The following is a 17225-nucleotide window of genomic DNA, read 5'->3' on the forward strand; positions in this document are numbered from 1 at the left end:
TCATGTGTGACATCCGGCGCCGCCAGTTGCTTCGTCTCGGCCTCGGCGGCCTGCTGCTGAGCCCGCTCGCCGCCGCCCTCTCGGGCTGCAAGAAGGGCGACTGGCCGGAGGGCATGGCCGAGATCATCTGGGACCGCGACACCTGCGCCCGTTGCAACATGGTCATTTCCGACCGCCGCTTCGCGGTGCAGCTGCGCGGCGGCCCGGATAACGCCGTCTTCAAGTTCGACGATATCGGCTGCCTGGTCTTCTGGCTGCGCGACAAGGCCGACAAGTTCCCGTGGCTGGCCGATGCCGCGACCCGCTACTGGGTGGCTGACTTTGGCAGCAAGAGCCGCGACGAGATGCTCTGGCTGGACCCGCGGAAAGCCCAGTTCATCACCAAGAGCTCGCCGATGGGCTACAACTTCGCGGCCGTGCCGCTCCCGCTGCCCGGCAGCCTCGATTTCACCGACATGCGCCAGCACACACTGGCCAAGAGTAAATAAATGAAGCAACTGTGGCTGACTGCCCAACTCGATATCGTCGAATCGCTGCGTGCCCGCTGGTTCCAGATCTATACCCTGGTCTTCGGCGGCATCGTCGCCCTGCTCTTCGTCTTCGGCCTGACCGAGTCGCGGGTGCTGGGCTTCATCGGCCTCTCCCGCCTGTTGGTCACCTATATCCAGCTGACCATGGCGATCCTGCCGATCTTCGTCCTGATCACCACCGTGCGCTCGGTGGCCGGCGACCGCGAGGCGGGGGTCTTCGAGTATCTGCTGTCGCTGCCGGTGTCGCTCGCGGCCTGGTTCTGGGGCAAGATCCTCGGCCGCTACATCGTCGTCTTCGCACCGGTCTTCCTGGCCATGGCCGGTGCCGTCGGCTGGGCGACGATCCAGGGCATCGAGGTGCCGTGGGGGATGTTCGGCTACTACACCGCCCTGCTTGCCACGATGGCGATCTGCTTCCTGGGCATCGGCATGCTGATTTCCTCGGTCGCCCGCAGCACCGATCTGGCGCAGGGTGCCGCCTTCATGGTCTGGCTGTTCCTGCTGCTTTTCCTCGACCTGATCCTGCTCGGCGTCATGATCCAGGGCAAGGTTTCGCCGGAGGTCGCCGTCGGGCTGGCCCTGGTCAATCCGCTGCAGGTCTTTCGCACCGCCGCACTGGCCCTGTTCGATCCGCAGCTGATCGTGCTCGGGCCGTCCGCCTACGTCATCCTCGATACTTTCGGCGTCGCCGGCTACCAGATCTTCGCCCTCGCCTACCCGGCAACCCTCGGTCTGCTCAGTGCTACCATCGGCTACTTCCTCTTCCGCCGTGGCGACCTGCCTTGAAAAAAATATTCTCTGCTCTGATTCTGGCGCTTTGTTCAACGGTGAGCAGCGCTGACGAGCTGCCTTCCAGCGCCCCGCTGTTCGCCGCCACGCTGAACGATCTCGACGACAAGCCTGTCGCCCTCGAGCGTTACAAGGGCAAGCCGCTGGTGGTCAATTTCTGGGCCCGCTGGTGCGGCCCCTGCCGCGCCGAAATCCCCGAGTTGATCAAGTTCCGCGCCGCCCACAAGGGCAAGATCGAAATCCTCGGCATCGGCATCGAGGACAAGGCCGAACCGGCCAAGGAATTCGCCAAGGCCTACGAGATGGACTACCCGGTCTTCGTCGCCAAGGACAAGGGCATCCCGCTGATGCAGGCCCTGGCCAATACCAAGGGCGGGCTGCCCTACACCCTGTTCATCGACCGTCGCGGTCAGGTCGTCAAGGTCAAGCTCGGCCAGATCCGGCAGGCCGATCTGAATGGCATGGCCGAGGCCCTGCTCAAGCCCTGAAGCCGACCAGGACATCAGGTAGCAGATAGCGCCATCGCTTCAAGCTGCGCCAGGTGTTCGCGAACCTTTTTGGCATAAGTGGCACCTTCGGTATTTCGCCATACCCGGTCGAGCGCCTCCGGGAACAGTTGCCGGACCAGGGCCGGCCCATCGACCCCGGCCAGCAAGGCGCCTTCGTCGGCCGGCGCAGCCAGTGGAACGCCGGCATCGATCCAGCGCCGACGCAATCCCGAGGCGATCGCCTCGGGCACGCCAGGCCGGCCGTCAGCGCCCGCCAGCAATCCCTCCGCCACCCGGGCCGCCAGATCTGCATAGAACTGCAGGGTGTAATCGTCTGGATCGCGAGGTTCGACCTGGAAGCGATAGGCATGCTCGATGGCCAGCGCGTAGTGCTCTATTGCCCCCGCAGCATCGCCCCGGGCAAAGGCCACATCGCCGAGCAGCTGATGGTCCAGCGCCACGACCTCGTGATCGCCGCCGTCGAGCCCCAGGGCAAGCGACTCCGCGCATAGCGGTGGTATCGCTTCATAGTCGCCAGCATCGCCGAGGGTGTCGGCGAGATGGAACAGAATCCAGGCGATGTTCCATTGCTCGTCGTCCTGGCGAAACAGGCTGAGCGCTTCCCGGTATAACGCTTCGGCGGCCTTGACATCACGCTCGCCGAAGCGCGCTGCTTCGGCCAGGAAAATGTCTGTCAAGGCACGGACATGCCGGGCGCTGGCATTCTGCAACTGGGCAGCATCGCCATCGAGGGCGCTCAAGCCGCGCAAGGCATGGATCGTCTCGGCGACTTCCGGCCAGGAGCCACTGTTGCGATCGACCGTCTCCTTCGGGTAAGCCCGCTTGAAACGATGCAACAGATCCAGCCCCTGGACCCGCCGCTCCAGCCGGGGGTCGGCTGCGGACCGCGACGGGTCGCTGGCGGTAAGACTCAGGCGATTCTCCCATTCGAGTAGCAACTCGTCGCAGAAGTCGAAGCCTTCGTCGGTAAAGCAGCTCCACCACCAGAACCCGTCGAACCAGACATGCAGGAAGGACAAACTGGCCTCGCTGTCATAACCGGTCTGGGAGAAGTAATAGAGCCAGTTGTCCTGGCAATCCTGCCACTCCGGATTCTCGTAGCGATACATCGCCCCGTAGCTGCTGTCGTCGCCCTCCTGGAACGACTGCTCGAGGCTCTGCAAGCGCGCCAGGTAATGGGCGGCAGCCAGGCGGTTCAGGGCTTGTGCTCGTTCGGTGGGCAATTTCGTCCGAATGTACTCGGCAATCACCCGGTGCATCGAGTAACGCCGGTCATTGCCACTCTTCGAATGCTCGTCGTCGTATCTCACCTCGTCGATCAGTCCGGCATTGGCAAGTTCGACCAGTGCACGGGTCGACGTCCCGGTGATCTGTTCGGCCAGGCTACTGCTGAACCAGGAGGGATCGGGACGCAGTACGGACAACGCCTCCAGGGCGCCGCGCAGGACATCCCCCGGCAAGAGCTCCGCTTCGTTCAGCGAAGTCTCCTTGCCCAGAGCTATGTAGCTGGCTTCGATGACCTCACCCAAGGTGAAGTTGTGGTCCTCGACAAATTCCAGCGGTTTTTTCCGGCGGAACATCGCGGCGATATTGACCAGGTATTGCTCGACGCTGCGCACCGCGTGCTCGTTGTCACCCTCCGCCTTCAGCATGTTGCCGATCAGGACCAAGGCGATGGGCAAGCCGCCGACGCGGCCGACCAGTTGCCTGAGCAAATCCGGGGCGAGGCCGACTGAATTCGGGGCAAACTCGGCGAGCAGCGCCAAGCCGTCAGTATCGTCCAGGGTCGGCACGGTGATCACCTGGCCAACCGTCGGCATCAGTTCGCGAGCCACCTTGGGAAAGCGGGTCGTCACCACGTAGGCACAGCCTTCGCCGCCAAGCTTGAAATATTCGCCCGCCTCGGTACTCCAGACATCGTCCACCACCAGCAATAGCCGGCGCTGATCGATAGCCTGCACGATCAGGTCGCTCAATTCCTCGAGACTCGCCGCCTTCTCCAGTTGCTCGTCGGTGAAGCCGAGGGCGGTTGCCCACTTGCGCAGTTGCCGCCGGACGTCCGGGTCAGCCCCGAGGTGGGCCCACAACACCCCGTCGGGAAAGCGTTGGTTGATCTCGCCATTCTGGATCAGCTCCGCCGCAACCGCCGTCTTGCCCACCCCGGCCAGGTAGACAAAGGCGAACTCACGACGGCCGTGCTGCAGCCCGTCGAGCACCGCCTTGACCTGGACAGTGCGTCCGACCAACTTATGTTGCGGAATGCGCAGGCGTGGCGCCGGTATCCTCTGAACTGGCTGCTTGGCCAATACATGCTGAATTCCTGCACTCAACTCGGCGATCAACGAGGTAATGTCATTGAATTCCGCCGGCCGCACCGGGTCGGTAACCTCGCTGCGAAAATCCTTGAGGCGCTGGTAGCGTTCGGGATTCTCGAAATCGGTCAGGCTCATATCGGTTGCGCCCTTGCTCATCAGCACCACCCGCGGAATGCCCAAACGACCGGCCTGGCGGAACTCGAGCTGGGTGATCGACAGACCCTCGGGGTTATCCGTCGGCGGCACGAAGCCAAGGCGAAAACCGATGATCAGGACATAGACATCGCTAGCCTTGATGTCGTCCAGGCAACTCTTGACGACGCTCTCGTCATCCGCGACATAGCTATGTTTTACCTGATGATTTTTCTCCAGCCAATTGGCGACCGCCGCCCGTTCGGCCTTCAGGTCAAGCAGGGTGGACGAGAGATAGACGACCGCCATGACTCAGCTTTTGCCGGCAAAGGAATAGGCGCGGAGCGGTTCGCAAACCTGTATCTCGTAGCTGGCGAAAAACTCGTCGCGGCCCCGCTGCTGCATGGCCACATGCTCCGGCTGGTTGCGCCAGGCCAGCAGGGAGTCCATGTCGCTGAACTCGATGATCGACAGGCACTCACCGTCGCCGGCGGCGAAATCCTTGTAGGAGAGGAAGCCCGGCATCGCGCTGGCCAGTTCATACATCCGGGTGCCCGCAGCCTCCAGGGCCTCGAGGTCGGCGTCTGGGCGCAGACGGGAGCGAAAGACGATGACCAGCTTGTTCTCGGCAACTGATTTCATGCTCATCCTCCTTTGGCAAATGGAACCGCGGGTACTTGGAATTCTGGATGGCGGGTTGCGACAATGCATCTGTTGTTCCTCAGACGCCGACAATGACAAAAGGTGCCCCGTGGAGGATAGCCCCCGTTGTGCGGAAATCCGCACACGGCAAGCAGAAGATTCTGAAAACCCGCATCGCCAGCTTGCGCAACACCATAGAACAACCAGCAAATTCAACAAGTTGGCTATCTGTTCAGTCTGGCACATCTCCTGCAAACAGTATTGGCAACCGCGTCGCGGTCCACGAAAACTCTGGAGGAGATATCCATGCAAAAGTCCATCCGTCTTGCCCTGCTCGCCGCCTTTGGCCTCAGCGCCCCGCTCGCCGTTCTGGCGCAAACGCCGGACGTCGTCCGGCTCGGCAACCTGAAATTCGCCCACTACGGCGCCGTCTCCTATATGAAGGAGGCCTGCGGCAAGTACAACCTGAAGGTCGAGGAGCGGATGTTCCCCAAGGGGCCGGACATCATGCCGGCCATCGTCGCCGGCGAGGTCGATATCGCCGCACTGGCCTCCGACGGCGCCATCTCCGGCCGCGCCAACGGCGTCCAGATCTATACCGTGGCCGGTTTCGCCAAGGGTGGCGCGCGCATCGTCGCCGGCGTCGACAGCGGCATCAAGTCGCTGGCCGACATGAAGGGCAAGAAGGTCGGCGTCACCCGTGGCGGCGCTCACGAACTGCTGCTCTACGCGGAACTCGAAAAGGCCGGATTGACCTGGTCCGACAAGCCGGGCAAGGACGTGCAGATCGTTTTTCTGGCCTTCGCCGACTTGAACCAGGCGCTGGCCGCCAAGCAGATCGACGCCATGAACCAGTCCGAACCGCAGTCCTCGCAGGCGCTCAACAAGAAGTTCGGGGTCGAGGTCATGAAGCCCTACACCACGGCGATGGGCGAGCCGGTGCGCCTGCTGGTGATGACCGAGAAGATGTACAACGAGAAGAAGGATGTCGCCCAGCGCCTGATGAAGTGCTTCGTCGAGACCACCGCGCTGTTCAACAAGGACACGGCACTAGCTGACAAATACGTACGCGAGTCGATGTTCAAGGGCCAGATCAGCTCCCAGGATTTCAAGGATGCGATGGACAACGCCGACTACACCTACGACGTGACCCTGGAGCACATCGACATCACCACCGACTTCATGCAGAAGTACGGCGTCGGCCGCATGGCCAAGCCGCCCAAGGCCGCCGAATGGGTCAAGCTCGATCTGTTGCAGAAGGCCAAGACTGACCTCAAGGTCAAGTGAGGACGCCATGCAAAAACTCAAAGACTTTGCCCACGGTGCCCTGGTCCCGGTGCTGCTACTGATCCTCTGGGAAGCAGGCTCCCGCCTCGGCCTCTTCTCGGAAGTTCTGCTGCCGTCGCCGACCGCCGTCGCCATCAAGTGGTGGGCCTACCTGCTGCCCGGCCAGGCACAGGAGGCCGGCCAGAGCACGCTGGCCTGGCTGCTCTCCGGTGAATTGCCGCATGACGCCTACTCAAGCCTGTTCCGCGTCATCGCCGGCTTCCTGATCGGCGCCGGGCTGGCCCTGCCACTCGGCCTGCTGATGGGCGCCAGCCCCCGCATCTACGAGCTGTTCAACCCGCTGATGCAGATCCTGCGACCGATTCCGCCGATCGCCTACATTCCGCTGGCGATCCTCTGGTTCGGCCTGGGCAACCCGCCGTCCTTCTTCCTGATCGCCATCGGCGCCTTTTTCCCGGTGCTGATGAACACCATCGCCGGCGTCCGCCAGGTCGACGGCATCTTCCTGCGCGCCGCGAGGAATCTCGGGGTCAATCAATGGACGATGTTCACCCGCGTCATTCTCCCTGCCGCGACACCCTACATCCTGGCCGGCGTGCGCATCGGCATCGGTACGGCATTCATCGTGGTGATCGTCTCCGAAATGATCGCAGTCAATGACGGCCTCGGCTTCCGCATCCTCGAAGCGCGGGAGTTCATGTGGTCGGACAAGATCATCGCCGGCATGATCACCATCGGCCTGCTCGGCCTCTTCATCGACACCGCGGTCAGCCGCCTGAACAACCATCTGCTGCGCTGGCACCGCGGCCTGGAGCACTAACATGGCCCAAATCATCGTCAACAATGTCCAGAAAATCTTCAAGACGCCGGGCAAGGATGTCGTCGCGCTGAAGGACATCAATCTCGAAATCAAGGCCGGCGAATTCGTCTGCTTGCTCGGCCCCTCCGGCTGCGGCAAATCGACCCTGCTCAACGCGGTGGCCGGCTTCGCGCTGCCCTCGACCGGCGAGATCACCGTCGAAGGCAAGAAGATCACCGGTCCCGGTCCGGATCGCGGCATGGTTTTCCAGGAGTACGCGCTCTTCCCGTGGATGACCGTCGGCCAGAACATCGCCTTCGGCCTCGAAATCCAGAAGAAGGACAAAGCCGAGATCGACCTCACGGTCAATCAGCTGCTCGACCTGCTGCACCTCAGAGACTTCCGCGACCGCTTCCCGAAGGACCTCTCCGGCGGCATGCGCCAGCGCGTCGCCATCGCCCGCGTGCTCGCCCTCGATTCGCCGATCATGCTGATGGACGAGCCGTTCGGCGCCCTCGACGCGCTGACCCGGCGCAACCTGCAGGACGAACTGCTACGCATCTGGAACAAACTGGGCAAGACCATCCTTTTCGTGACGCACTCGATCGAGGAGTCGATCTACCTGGCCGACCGCATCGTAGTGATGACTTATCGCCCCGGCACGGTCAAGCGCGACCAGTACGTCGACATGCCCCGGCCGCGCGATCCGTCGTCGGCTGCCTTCAACGACCTCAAGCGCGAACTCGGCCGGCTGGTCATGGAAGAACAGCAACGCCATGCCAACGACGAGCTGAAGCTGGCGGCGGTCGACTGAGAAACCCGGCGAGAATCGGTAGGATGTCGGGGTGACTCCCAGCGAACCCGCCCCGCCCTTCGATTTCAGACGCCACCCCCTGCTCCTGCTCGGGGTGGCGGTGGCTTTCTGCCTGCTGCTCGGCTGGCTGGCCTACCGGGTTTTCTTCGACATCTACCTGGCCAATGAACGGCACGTCTCGGCCCAGCGCCTCGACGCTTTCGCGCTCTCGCTCGAAGCCACGCTCGCCCGCCACGAGTCGCTGCCCGGCCTGCTCGCCCTCGATCCCTCGCTCGCCGCCGTGCTCCGCGAGCCGGCCAACGCGCAGCGTATCGCCGCCGCCAATGCCTATCTCGAAGCCGCCCAACAAGGTGCGGCAGTCGCCGTCACCTTCCTGATCGACATCCGGGGCAACACGCTGGCCGCCAGCAACTGGCGTTTGCCGCGCAGCTTCGTCGGCCACAACTATGCCTTCCGCCCCTATTTCCGGGACGCGCTGAAGGACGGCCTAGGCCGCTTCTACGGCGTCGGCGTCACCACCGGCGAGCCCGGCTATTTTCTCGCCGCCCCGGTCCGCGACCAGGGCAAGGTGCTCGGCGTCATCGTCCTCAAGGTTGGCCTCGAAGCCATGGAACAGGCCCTGGCCGGGGCCGGCGACACGCTGTTGCTGACCGACGCCGACGGCATCGTCTTTCTGTCCTCCGATCGCAAGCTGCGCTACCGCACGCTGGCCCCTCTTTCCGCAGCCGTCACCGCCCGTCTGGCCGAAACCAGGCAGTACGGCGTGCAGACCATCACACCGCTCGCTGCCAAGGCAATGCCGACGACGCCGAGCGAGCTGCTGCCGATTGCGTTGCCCGGTGAAGCGCCCCGCCAGCGACTGATCCACACCCGGCCGGTCGGCAGCCTGGGCTGGCAGGTCGTCCAGTTGGGCGACCCGAGCGAGGCCCGGGTCGCGGCAATCGGGGCCGGCAGCGCCGTCGCCTTCGCTGCCGCCTTCATGCTCGGCCTGGCCGCCCACTTTCGCCACCGCAGCCGGCGCCGAGAAGAACTGCGCCGCGTTTACGCCGAGCTCGAAAGCCGCATCGCCGAACGCACGGCCGACCTCACCGAACAGGTGGCCGCCCTCGAAAGCACCAAGGCCATCCTGCGCGAAACGCGCGATGCCGCGGTCCAGGCCGGCAAACTGGCGACGCTCGGCCAGATGTCGGCCGGCATCAGCCACGAACTGAACCAGCCGCTGGCCGCGCTGCAAACCTTCGCCGACAACGCGTCCGCCCTGCTCGCCCGCGGCCGTCACGAGGAAGTTGCCGAGAACCTGCAAATGATCAGCGAACTGGTCGACCGCACCGGGCGCATCGTCCGTCAGTTGAAGACCTTCGCCCGCAAGGAGGCGCCGACGCCGCAGCCGGTCACCGTCGCCAGCGCCATCGAGCACGCGCTGATGATCGTCGAGCCGCGGCGCAGGGAAACCGCCGCCCGCATTGCCGTTGCCAGCGTTGTCCCGCATCTGCAGGTACTCGCCGAAGCCGGCCGCCTGGAGCAGGTGCTGGTCAACCTGCTGCGCAACGGGCTGGATGCGATGGCCGGGCAGGCTGAACCTTTGCTCGAAATTGATGCCCATGGTATAGGCAACCGGGTCGCCATCGACATCCGCGATCATGGCCCCGGCCTGCCCGATGAAGTCCGCCACCATCTTTTCGAACCTTTTTACACCACCAAGCCGGCCGGTGAAGGCCTCGGCCTCGGTCTGGCCATTTCGCTGACCATCGTCGAGAGTTACGGCGGCACGCTGAGTGCGCACAATGTGCCCGACGGCGGTGCCGTTTTCGTGCTGACGCTGCCCGCCGCAGGAGACGCCCATGCCGCATCTGACGCTTGAATACACCAACAATCTCGACAACTTCGACCCGGCCGGCGCCCTGGCGGCGCTCAACGAAGCCCTGTTCGACTCCGGGCTGTTCGGTGAGTCCGACATCAAGAGCCGTGCCATCGCGCTCAGTACTTTCCGGACCGGCGTCAACGGCACCCGGCGCGCCTTCATCCATGTCCGTATCGCCCTGCTCTCGGGCCGGACCAGCGAGGCCCGCAAGACCCTGGCTGACGCCGCGCTGGCCGCGCTCCAGGGCGAAATCGACGATCAACCGGGAACCGAACTCCAGCTCAGCGTCGAAACCGTCGACCTCGACCGCCCGAGCTACGCAAAGGCCGTCCTCAATGGCTGAACACCCGGTCTTCTTCGTCGAGGACGACGCCGCCGTGCGCAAGGGTTGCGAGCAGGCGCTGGCGCTGGCCGACATTCCGGTGCGCGGTTTTGCCGACGGCGAAGCGATGCTCGCGGCGCTGGCCGGCGGCAGCCCGGCCCTGGTCGTCAGCGATGTCCGCCTGCCCGGCCGCGACGGCCTGACCCTGCTCCGCGAACTGCGCCTATATGACCGCGAACTGCCGGTGCTGCTGATCACCGGCCACGGCGACGTCGCCATGGCCGTCGAAGCGATGCGCGAAGGCGCCTACGACTTCATCGAAAAGCCCTTCCCTTCCGAGCGCCTGGTCGCCGCCGTCAAAAGCGCCCTGGAAAAACGCGCCCTGATCCGCGAAAACCGCCAGCTCAAGGAACGCCTCGGCGACGGCGTAACCCGCATCATCGGTCAGTCGCCGGCCATGCAGCACATCCGCCAGCTGGTCGCCACGCTGGCCCCGACCGGCGTCGACATCCTGCTCAATGGCGAAACCGGCAGCGGCAAGGAAGTCGTCGCTCGCGCCATCCACGAAGCCAGCGGCCGGCGCGGCGCTTTCGTCGCGATCAACTGCGGGGCGCTGCCGGAAACCGTCTTCGAGAGCGAACTGTTCGGCCACGAGGCGGGCGCCTTCACCGGCGCCGGCAAGCGGCGCATCGGGCGCATCGAGCATGCCAACGGCGGCACCTTGTTTCTCGACGAAATCGAATCGATGCCGCTCAACCTGCAGGTCAAGCTGCTGCGTGTGCTGCAGGAACGCAGCGTCGAGCGCCTGGGCAGCAACACGGCGATTCCGGTCGATTGCCGACTGGTCGCCGCCAGCAAGAGCGACCTCAAGGAAGCCTCGGCGGCCGGCCAGTTTCGTGCCGACCTCTACTACCGGCTGAACGTCGTCAGCATCGACCTGCCGCCGCTGCGCCAGCGCCGCGAGGACATCCCGCTACTGATGGCGCAGTTTCTCCAGGAAGCCGCCAGCCGCTACCAGCGCCCGCTCGCCGCCTGGACGCCGGCCGATCTCGCACGGTGGACGGCGCACGACTGGCCGGGCAACGTTCGCGAACTGAAGAACGTCGCCGAGCGCTGGGCGCTCGGCCTGCCCGACACGCTGGCGCCGGTGTTTGAAAGCGGGCCTCTGGCGCTGAACGCCCAGGTCGATGCCGCCGAACGCCAGATCATCGCCACCGCGCTGCGCCGCTGCGACGGCAACGTCGCCCAGGCCGCCGAACTGCTGCAGACGCCGAAAAAGACGCTGTACGACAAGCTCGCCCGTCATAGCCTGATCGCCGAGCAGTTCCGCCACTGAGCCGCCTCGGCGAGCCGGGATTCCACTCCGGTGCTTGGGATAGAATCGCCAGAATGTCGAATATGTCCGAGACTGCAACAACTCACGCCACGCCCGCTGCCGGGGTCCGCTGGACCTGGGATTTCGGCCCGGACTTGTCCGCCGCCGATTCCGCCGCTCTGCTGCCCCTGCTCGCCGCACTCGCCGAGCACGGCACGCTGGGCCGGGCCGCCGCCACCGTCGGTACCTCCTACCGGGCGGCCTGGGGCCTGTTGCGGCGCTGCGAGGCAGGCTTCGGCAAAAGCCTGGTACTCAAGGCGCGCGGACGAGGAACCCTGCTTTCCGCATTCGGCGAACAGCTGGTCGAGCTCGACAACGCGGCGCGGGCGTCGCTCGCCGAAACGCATGCCCCGTGGACGACGCGACTGCAGGAGACGCTGTTCCCCGCCATCACGCCACCGCCCGAACGCCTGCGCATCGCGGCCAGCCACGATCTGGCCCTCGCCGACTGGATCGAAAACGGCCGCCACGTCAGCGTCGACCTGTTCTGGCGCGGCAGCGAGGAAGCGCTCGCCGCCCTCACCCGCGGCGAATGCGATGTCGCCGGCTTTCATTTGCCGGAAACCTGGACGCCCGAACAGACGACCGCCTGGCTGGGACGCTGGCTGAAAGCACGGCAGTACGTGGCCTTTCCGGCCATGCGTCGGCAGCATGGGCTGCTGGTGGCCACCGGCAACCCGTTCGGCGTGCAGTCGGTGGCCGATGTTGCCCGCCTCGGCCTGCGCATGGTCAACCGCCAGCGCGGCTCGGGAACGCGCAGCATGATCGACCAGTTGCTGGCCGCCAATCAACTCAGCGCCAAGGAAATCCCCGGTTACGCCCACGAGGAGTTCACGCATGACGCGGTCGCCGCCACCGTGGCCAGCGGCCAGGCCGATGTCGGTTTCGGCATCGCCGCCGCCGCAGCCCGCTACGACCTGTGCTTCGTGGCGCTGACCTGGGATCGCTACTATTTGGCGCTGCGCACCGGCATTGCCCACAGCCCGGCCGTTCGCCATCTGCTCCGCCGCCTCCAGGGCAACACCTTCCACCAGCGCCTGGCGGCGATGGCCGGCTACGAGGCTTTGGCCGGCATCGAACCGCTGCCCTGGGAGCAGCTGCTCGCCGCGCCGGCCTGAATCAGAAGTAAACCTGGGCCAGGGCGTAAGCCACCACGGTCGACACGCCCACCCCGATCAATCCCGGCACCATGAAGCTGTGGTTGAGCAGGTATTTGCCGATCCGCGTCGTGCCGCTGCGGTCCATGTTGATCGCCGCCAGATCGCTCGGATAGAAGGCGAAGAAAAAGTAGGCGTAGCAGGACGGCAAAATGCCGAGTAGCAGTTGCGGCGAAAGACCCAGGGCCAAGCCGAAAGGCAGCATGATGGTCAGCGTTGCCGCCTGGCTCTTGACGAAGGCGGAGACGGCGAACATGGCCAGGGCGAAGGTCCACGGCGCGTACTCGACCATCGCCTTGATGTTGTCGACCAGGAAGGCCTCGTTGGCCTTGACAAAGGTATCGCTCATCCAGGCGATCCCGAAGATCGAGACCACCGCGATCATGCCGGCGGTGAACACCTCGGAGCGGGCGATGGCGGCTGCCTTGGTGTTGGCGGTAAAGAGGATGAAGGCGCCGAAGGCCAGCATCACCACCTGGACCACGGTCGTCATCGGAATCGGCTTGCCCTTGGCCAACGGCAACAATTGCGGAAACAGCGCCAGCACGACAATACTCAGGATGCCGGCGAAGAAGAGCACGACCGACAGCTTGGCCGTGGCCGGGAGCGCCTTGTCCAGGGTCGTCACCGACTTCTCGACCGAAGCGCGAAACTCCGGGTCCTGCATGCGTTCGAGAAACTCCGGGTCCTGGTCGAGATCGAGGCCACGCTTGAAACTCCACAGGGCAGCGGCAATCACGCCAATCACACCGGCCGGAACGGTGATCATCAGAATCTGGCCGAGCGACACCGGCTCGCTGCTCTTCGCCGTCATCGCCAGGAAAGTCGTTACCGCCGCCGCCACCGGGCTAGCGGTGATGCCCATTTGCGAGGCGACACTGGAAATCGCCATCGGCCGCTCCGGGCGAATGCGGGTTTTAAGCGCCACGTCGGCGATTACCGGCAGCAGCGAATACACCGCGTGACCGGTCCCGACACAGGCCGTCAGCAGGAAGGTGGACAGTGGCGCAAGCAGGGTGATCTGCTGCGGATGCTTGCGCATCACGCGTTCGGCCTGCTGAACCAGATAATCCAGCCCCCCGGCCACCTGTAGCGTCGCCGAGGCCGTGACCACAGCGAGAATGATCAGCATCACCGTCACCGGCGGCTCCGATGGCGCCACCCGGAAACCGAAACTCAGCACCGCCACACCCAGGCCGCCGATCAGCCCGAGGGCGACCCCGCCGCGGCGGATGCCGATCAGAATCGCCGTCAAAACCAGCGCGAACTGGATCCAGAATTCGAACATGTCATTCCCCTTGTTGCATTGAATTATTTGCTGCGTTGCAGCATTTTTAACCACTATGCCACAAGGGGATAAGGCCGGGTAGTTCGGCTTTCCACATTCATTGACCGCTCGCTATGTGACCTGGGTCACAGACGCCCACTGGGCGACCAACTATAGTCGCGGGCAATCTGCCGACCTGTCCGGCAGTCGCCAACCTTTCCGGAGAGCCTCCCATGAAACTGCACCGCCTGACTTCCGCCCTGCTCGTCGCTGGCCTCGCACTGGCCGCTTCCGCCAGCCATGCCGAAGGCTTCAAGTTCCTTCCCGGCCTGAACGCCGGCTTCAAGTTCGAACCGACCCTGGCCGTTTCGCTCGGCGCGATGAATGCCGCGGGCGGCAACGACGACGCGATGACGGTTTACGGCCTCGACTTCAACATGAACTGCGGCCTGATCCAGACGCCGGACAACCGCATCCGCACCCATATCCAGATCAACCATGTCGACGAGTCCGGCGTGAAATCCACCTCCTTCGAACTCTCGCCACGCTACACCCTGCCGATTGGCGGCGGCTTCTCGGTCGGCGCCGGCCCGGCGCTGGCTATGGTCAAGGTGGATAACGGCAACACCGACAAGAACCTCTTCGGTTACGGCGCCGTCGCCGGCCTCAACTACCGTGCCGGCATGCTCTACGCCGGTGCCGACGTGCGCTATCTGAACACCAACGAACGCGACAATGTCCAGTTCGAAAACTGGGCCGTGCTGGCCAAGGTCGGCATCAACTTCTAACCGGGATCGGGCACAAGGTAACGGGGAGGGTTTCGACCCTCCCCGTTTTTATTTCAGCGCCCGCAGAAATTTCAGCCGGGCTGATTCCAGCTGCGGCCGGGCCGTTACGTCGACCAATCGGCTACAAGCCAGATGAAAATCGGCGAAAGCGGCCATAACCCGTGCCTCGTCGAGTTCCCGGCCCGTGCCTTTGGACTCGCTCGTCGGGCCATCCAGCGGCCTGAGCACGGCAGAGCGTGGAATGACCTGCTGCCCGCCCTCCTCCGAGGCTGCCGTCAGTGGCCCGGTTTTGACGAAAATCTGCCCCTTGTATTCAAAACGGGCGCCAATCGGCAAATGTTGAAGTTTCATGCTTGGCCTCCGGTGCCAGTGTTGGGTTAAATGGGGAGTCTTCTGCACCCCTATTGTGCACGAGGCACGAGCGAACTCGCGTTGACAGCGTATTGCCGGGCGCATGCACCGCCCCGAAAGTCTATGCCGATGGATGCCGCACACGGTACGCAGCCACCGCCAGTGCCACAAGCAACGGCACAATGATCAGCAGAAGGCTTGCGACCATACCCAAAGAGAGCCACGCGCGTTGTTCGCCTCCGCCGAAAGTAAAGGCATAGAGGTTCATTCCAAGGTACGAGCCAAGAACGAGGACCAGACAAGCCCGCGCGCCGCGCTTGAGCGCAAGGAGGCCGGCTGGAACAGACAAGACAAGTTGATTGGCCAACAACCCGAGGCCCGAGTCGTATGGCTCGAAATGTCCGGACGCAATCGCAGCAAGTGACCAACTGAGAGCGCCCAGGACGATACCCGCGGCAATGCTGCCGAGCAACCGAAAACTCATGGCTTGGTGCCTCGGGTCACGTTTCTGCACTTCCTAACAACGAATAAATTCCCTGGTCCAGTTGACTGGATTGTTACGTTCATTTCAGTAACTTCAACAAGTATTTCGGAGACTCGGAGTAGCCCTGCCGGAAGTAGAACCGGTGAGCACTCTCTCGTCTCGCATGGCAGTGAGCCTGATTCGATCGCAGCTCCTTTCCCTTGCCAGGGCAACGGCGGCCTCTTCCAGACGGGCCCCGACCCCGCGGCTTCGAGACGCCTCGCCAACGCAGAAATAGCTGATGCGACAGAAATCTCCTGGCAGAGCCAACTGCGGAATAAAGTGCAATGAAACGAAGCCAAGGATTTCGCCCCCTTCAATGGCGACAAGCAAGCGCGCGTCGTGGTGCTTCAATTGCTGCTCGATCTTGCTTTCGATGAACCCCTCGGTAGTCGGGTAATCCAGCGCCGCGAGCAACGTTGCAATTGCTTTGCCATCACCGATCCTGGCTTCCCTGATCTGCACAATCGTCCCCGAGCAAATCCAGCGTTTGGATAACCTGCAAACACGTCAGGCAGACCGTTCGAAAAGCGATCCGCTTGCGGTAGTCAGTTGACCTCAAGCTGCGGCATGAGTTTTGGTAATGAGGGCACCGTCATTGGAGAGTGGCCGAACAAGACCTGGTATTCACCTTTACCGCCAAATCGAAGTATCGGCGAGGAACGCCGCCAACGTGAGGAAGAGGCACCCACCACAGCCACCACTCGGAATTGGAGCTATAGACCGTCACCGGCAGTTTTTCGAGAATGCATGTTCCGATACTGACAGTAGCCGTGCGGACTTGGGGTGCCCAGTGCGCAGCCCAGGTGGAATGCGATGTGAAGCAACGCGCGTACTTCTCCCGAGAGTTCTCGTACTGCGAACAATCTCCGATGCTTGGATCCGGGTGAATGGCAAGAACATACCCTGCAGGTTCTATCGAGTGTGCTGCCGCCAGAAGCTCACCGGCAGCATCGTAGTAAGTGAGCGTCACACCATGCGGCGTACCGTAAAGCTGGCGGTCGGTCTGCAGGCCGTAGTCCTCAACGCGCATGCTCAGGGAGGCGTGGGTTGCGGAGTGCCAGTACCCCCATGCAAGAAGAGAAGCCATGACTGCAAATGCGGCGAGAAATACCTTGGCGGTAGTGCGCATTCTCATGACTTTGACTGAGTTTCCTTGGTCTTTGACCCTGGAACATACGGTTCGACCAGGTCTTGCTCGGCCGGATGGTTCCTCGCAACTACAGCGCGAGCTGGTTCGGTTGTGCTGAGGTTGATCGCCTGATGCGGAACGCCGGGGGTACAAACAAAAAGTCTCCCGCCTCACTGATGATTTCGTTTTCAAGGTCGTACCCCCAGCGTGTACAAACCTTTCCTTCGAGCACATAGATTCCCGTCTCGTAACCGATGTGGATATGCGGCTCGGCACGGGCGCCAGGTGGGATAACGACCAAATGCATGGACAGCCCAGAGGCATCGACTGTTTGACCGGAGATGCCAACGAAGTAGGGAAGGCGCTGCCGGGTCATGACCTCGCGGTCTGGCCGCAGGCCCTGGACTTTTGGATGCTTGTCTTTCATGGCAGTGACCTCGACTGGATGGCACTAGCTAGGCGGACGGCGGCTGACAGCTGGCCAACGGTCCGCTAGTGCGATGGGTTGGTGGGCATGCAGGAAACAAGACAAATGTCTGCGCTGTTCATGACGCCCAACGCTCCGGTTCAGAAGCGGGCCGCGCAGCGGATCGTCCGCTGCAACCGGTTGTTAGACTGGGCGAGGGTGTCAC

At 63.5% G+C, this 17225-nt stretch carries 19 protein-coding genes; 11 read left to right on the forward strand and 8 right to left on the reverse strand.

All coding sequences use genetic code 11. The features are described 5' to 3' along the window. The first annotated feature begins 2 nt into the window (after nucleotides 1–2). From NQE15_RS17850 to NQE15_RS17860, 3 genes are read left to right on the forward strand one after another with little or no spacing between them, the layout of a single operon-like run. Nucleotides 3–488 (forward strand): hypothetical protein, encoded by a 486-nt coding sequence (locus NQE15_RS17850; RefSeq protein ID WP_265943250.1) that lies wholly within the window; start codon nucleotides 3–5, stop codon nucleotides 486–488. Next, nucleotides 489–1316, forward strand: a complete 828-nt coding sequence (locus tag NQE15_RS17855; protein ID WP_265943252.1) for an ABC transporter permease — start codon at nucleotides 489–491, stop codon at nucleotides 1314–1316. Then, nucleotides 1313–1807 (forward strand): TlpA family protein disulfide reductase, encoded by a 495-nt coding sequence (locus NQE15_RS17860; RefSeq protein ID WP_265943262.1) that lies wholly within the window; start codon nucleotides 1313–1315, stop codon nucleotides 1805–1807. Before NQE15_RS17855 ends, NQE15_RS17860 begins: the two co-directional genes overlap by 4 nt. 14 nt (nucleotides 1808–1821) lie before the next feature. Here the strand turns inward: NQE15_RS17860 and NQE15_RS17865 are convergent, their stop codons facing one another. Then, entirely contained in the window at nucleotides 1822–4584 is a 2763-nt protein-coding gene (locus NQE15_RS17865) for an NB-ARC domain-containing protein (protein WP_265943264.1), read from the reverse strand. Between the two features lie 3 nt (nucleotides 4585–4587). Beyond that, the gene (locus NQE15_RS17870; protein WP_265943266.1) at nucleotides 4588–4917 is read right to left on the reverse strand and encodes an antibiotic biosynthesis monooxygenase family protein; all 330 of its coding nucleotides are present in this window, start codon (nucleotides 4915–4917) and stop codon (nucleotides 4588–4590) included. Between the two features lie 306 nt (nucleotides 4918–5223). Here NQE15_RS17870 and NQE15_RS17875 point away from each other — a divergent pair, with 306 nt between their 5' ends. From NQE15_RS17875 to NQE15_RS17905, 7 genes are all read left to right on the forward strand, one after another. Beyond that, the gene (locus NQE15_RS17875; protein ID WP_265943268.1) at nucleotides 5224–6204 is read left to right on the forward strand and encodes an ABC transporter substrate-binding protein; all 981 of its coding nucleotides are present in this window, start codon (nucleotides 5224–5226) and stop codon (nucleotides 6202–6204) included. A gap of 7 nt (nucleotides 6205–6211) precedes the next feature. Continuing rightward, nucleotides 6212–7024 (forward strand): ABC transporter permease, encoded by an 813-nt coding sequence (locus NQE15_RS17880; protein WP_265943270.1) that lies wholly within the window; start codon nucleotides 6212–6214, stop codon nucleotides 7022–7024. Nucleotide 7025: 1 nt separating this feature from the next. Next, nucleotides 7026–7817 carry an ABC transporter ATP-binding protein gene (locus tag NQE15_RS17885; RefSeq protein ID WP_265943272.1) on the forward strand — a complete coding sequence of 264 codons (792 nt, stop codon included), beginning with the start codon at nucleotides 7026–7028 and terminating at the stop codon, nucleotides 7815–7817. A gap of 31 nt (nucleotides 7818–7848) precedes the next feature. Further along, nucleotides 7849–9678 (forward strand): sensor histidine kinase, encoded by a 1830-nt coding sequence (locus NQE15_RS17890; protein ID WP_265943274.1) that lies wholly within the window; start codon nucleotides 7849–7851, stop codon nucleotides 9676–9678. After that, nucleotides 9659–10021 (forward strand): 5-carboxymethyl-2-hydroxymuconate Delta-isomerase, encoded by a 363-nt coding sequence (locus tag NQE15_RS17895; protein WP_265943276.1) that lies wholly within the window; start codon nucleotides 9659–9661, stop codon nucleotides 10019–10021. The genes NQE15_RS17890 and NQE15_RS17895 overlap by 20 nt, the downstream gene beginning before the upstream one ends. Then, nucleotides 10014–11336, forward strand: coding sequence for a sigma-54-dependent transcriptional regulator (locus NQE15_RS17900; RefSeq protein ID WP_265943278.1), 1323 nt, complete (start codon nucleotides 10014–10016; stop codon nucleotides 11334–11336). Before NQE15_RS17895 ends, NQE15_RS17900 begins: the two co-directional genes overlap by 8 nt. A gap of 62 nt (nucleotides 11337–11398) precedes the next feature. Beyond that, a complete protein-coding gene (locus tag NQE15_RS17905; RefSeq protein WP_265943280.1) occupies nucleotides 11399–12493 on the forward strand; it encodes a substrate-binding domain-containing protein in 1095 nt (364 codons plus the stop codon). 1 nt (nucleotide 12494) lies between these two features. On the opposite strand, the gene NQE15_RS17910 is transcribed toward NQE15_RS17905, so the two are convergent. Next, entirely contained in the window at nucleotides 12495–13820 is a 1326-nt protein-coding gene (locus tag NQE15_RS17910) for an anaerobic C4-dicarboxylate transporter (RefSeq protein ID WP_265943282.1), read from the reverse strand. A 212-nt stretch (nucleotides 13821–14032) separates the two neighbouring features. On the opposite strand from NQE15_RS17910, the gene NQE15_RS17915 reads away from it, so the two are divergent. Continuing rightward, nucleotides 14033–14587, forward strand: a complete 555-nt coding sequence (locus tag NQE15_RS17915; protein WP_265943284.1) for a hypothetical protein — start codon at nucleotides 14033–14035, stop codon at nucleotides 14585–14587. Nucleotides 14588–14635: 48 nt separating this feature from the next. On the opposite strand, the gene NQE15_RS17920 is transcribed toward NQE15_RS17915, so the two are convergent. The 5 genes from NQE15_RS17920 to NQE15_RS17940 all read right to left on the reverse strand — a co-directional run bounded on the left by NQE15_RS17920 (nucleotide 14636) and on the right by NQE15_RS17940 (nucleotide 17020). Then, complete coding sequence (locus tag NQE15_RS17920; protein WP_265943286.1) at nucleotides 14636–14938, reverse strand: hypothetical protein; 303 nt, start codon at nucleotides 14936–14938, stop codon at nucleotides 14636–14638. A gap of 121 nt (nucleotides 14939–15059) precedes the next feature. Continuing rightward, the gene (locus NQE15_RS17925; protein WP_265943288.1) at nucleotides 15060–15422 is read right to left on the reverse strand and encodes a hypothetical protein; all 363 of its coding nucleotides are present in this window, start codon (nucleotides 15420–15422) and stop codon (nucleotides 15060–15062) included. 93 nt (nucleotides 15423–15515) lie between these two features. Further along, the gene (locus tag NQE15_RS17930; protein ID WP_265943290.1) at nucleotides 15516–15926 is read right to left on the reverse strand and encodes a GNAT family N-acetyltransferase; all 411 of its coding nucleotides are present in this window, start codon (nucleotides 15924–15926) and stop codon (nucleotides 15516–15518) included. A gap of 130 nt (nucleotides 15927–16056) precedes the next feature. Then, on the reverse strand, nucleotides 16057–16593 hold the full coding sequence (locus NQE15_RS17935; RefSeq protein WP_265943291.1) for a hypothetical protein: 537 nt from the start codon (nucleotides 16591–16593) through the stop codon (nucleotides 16057–16059). A gap of 88 nt (nucleotides 16594–16681) precedes the next feature. After that, the gene (locus NQE15_RS17940) at nucleotides 16682–17020 is read right to left on the reverse strand and encodes a cupin domain-containing protein (protein WP_265943293.1); all 339 of its coding nucleotides are present in this window, start codon (nucleotides 17018–17020) and stop codon (nucleotides 16682–16684) included. Nucleotides 17021–17225 lie beyond the last annotated feature (205 nt).

It is taken from the genome of Dechloromonas sp. A34, from assembly GCF_026261605.1.
Lineage (GTDB): Bacteria > Pseudomonadota > Gammaproteobacteria > Burkholderiales > Rhodocyclaceae > Azonexus.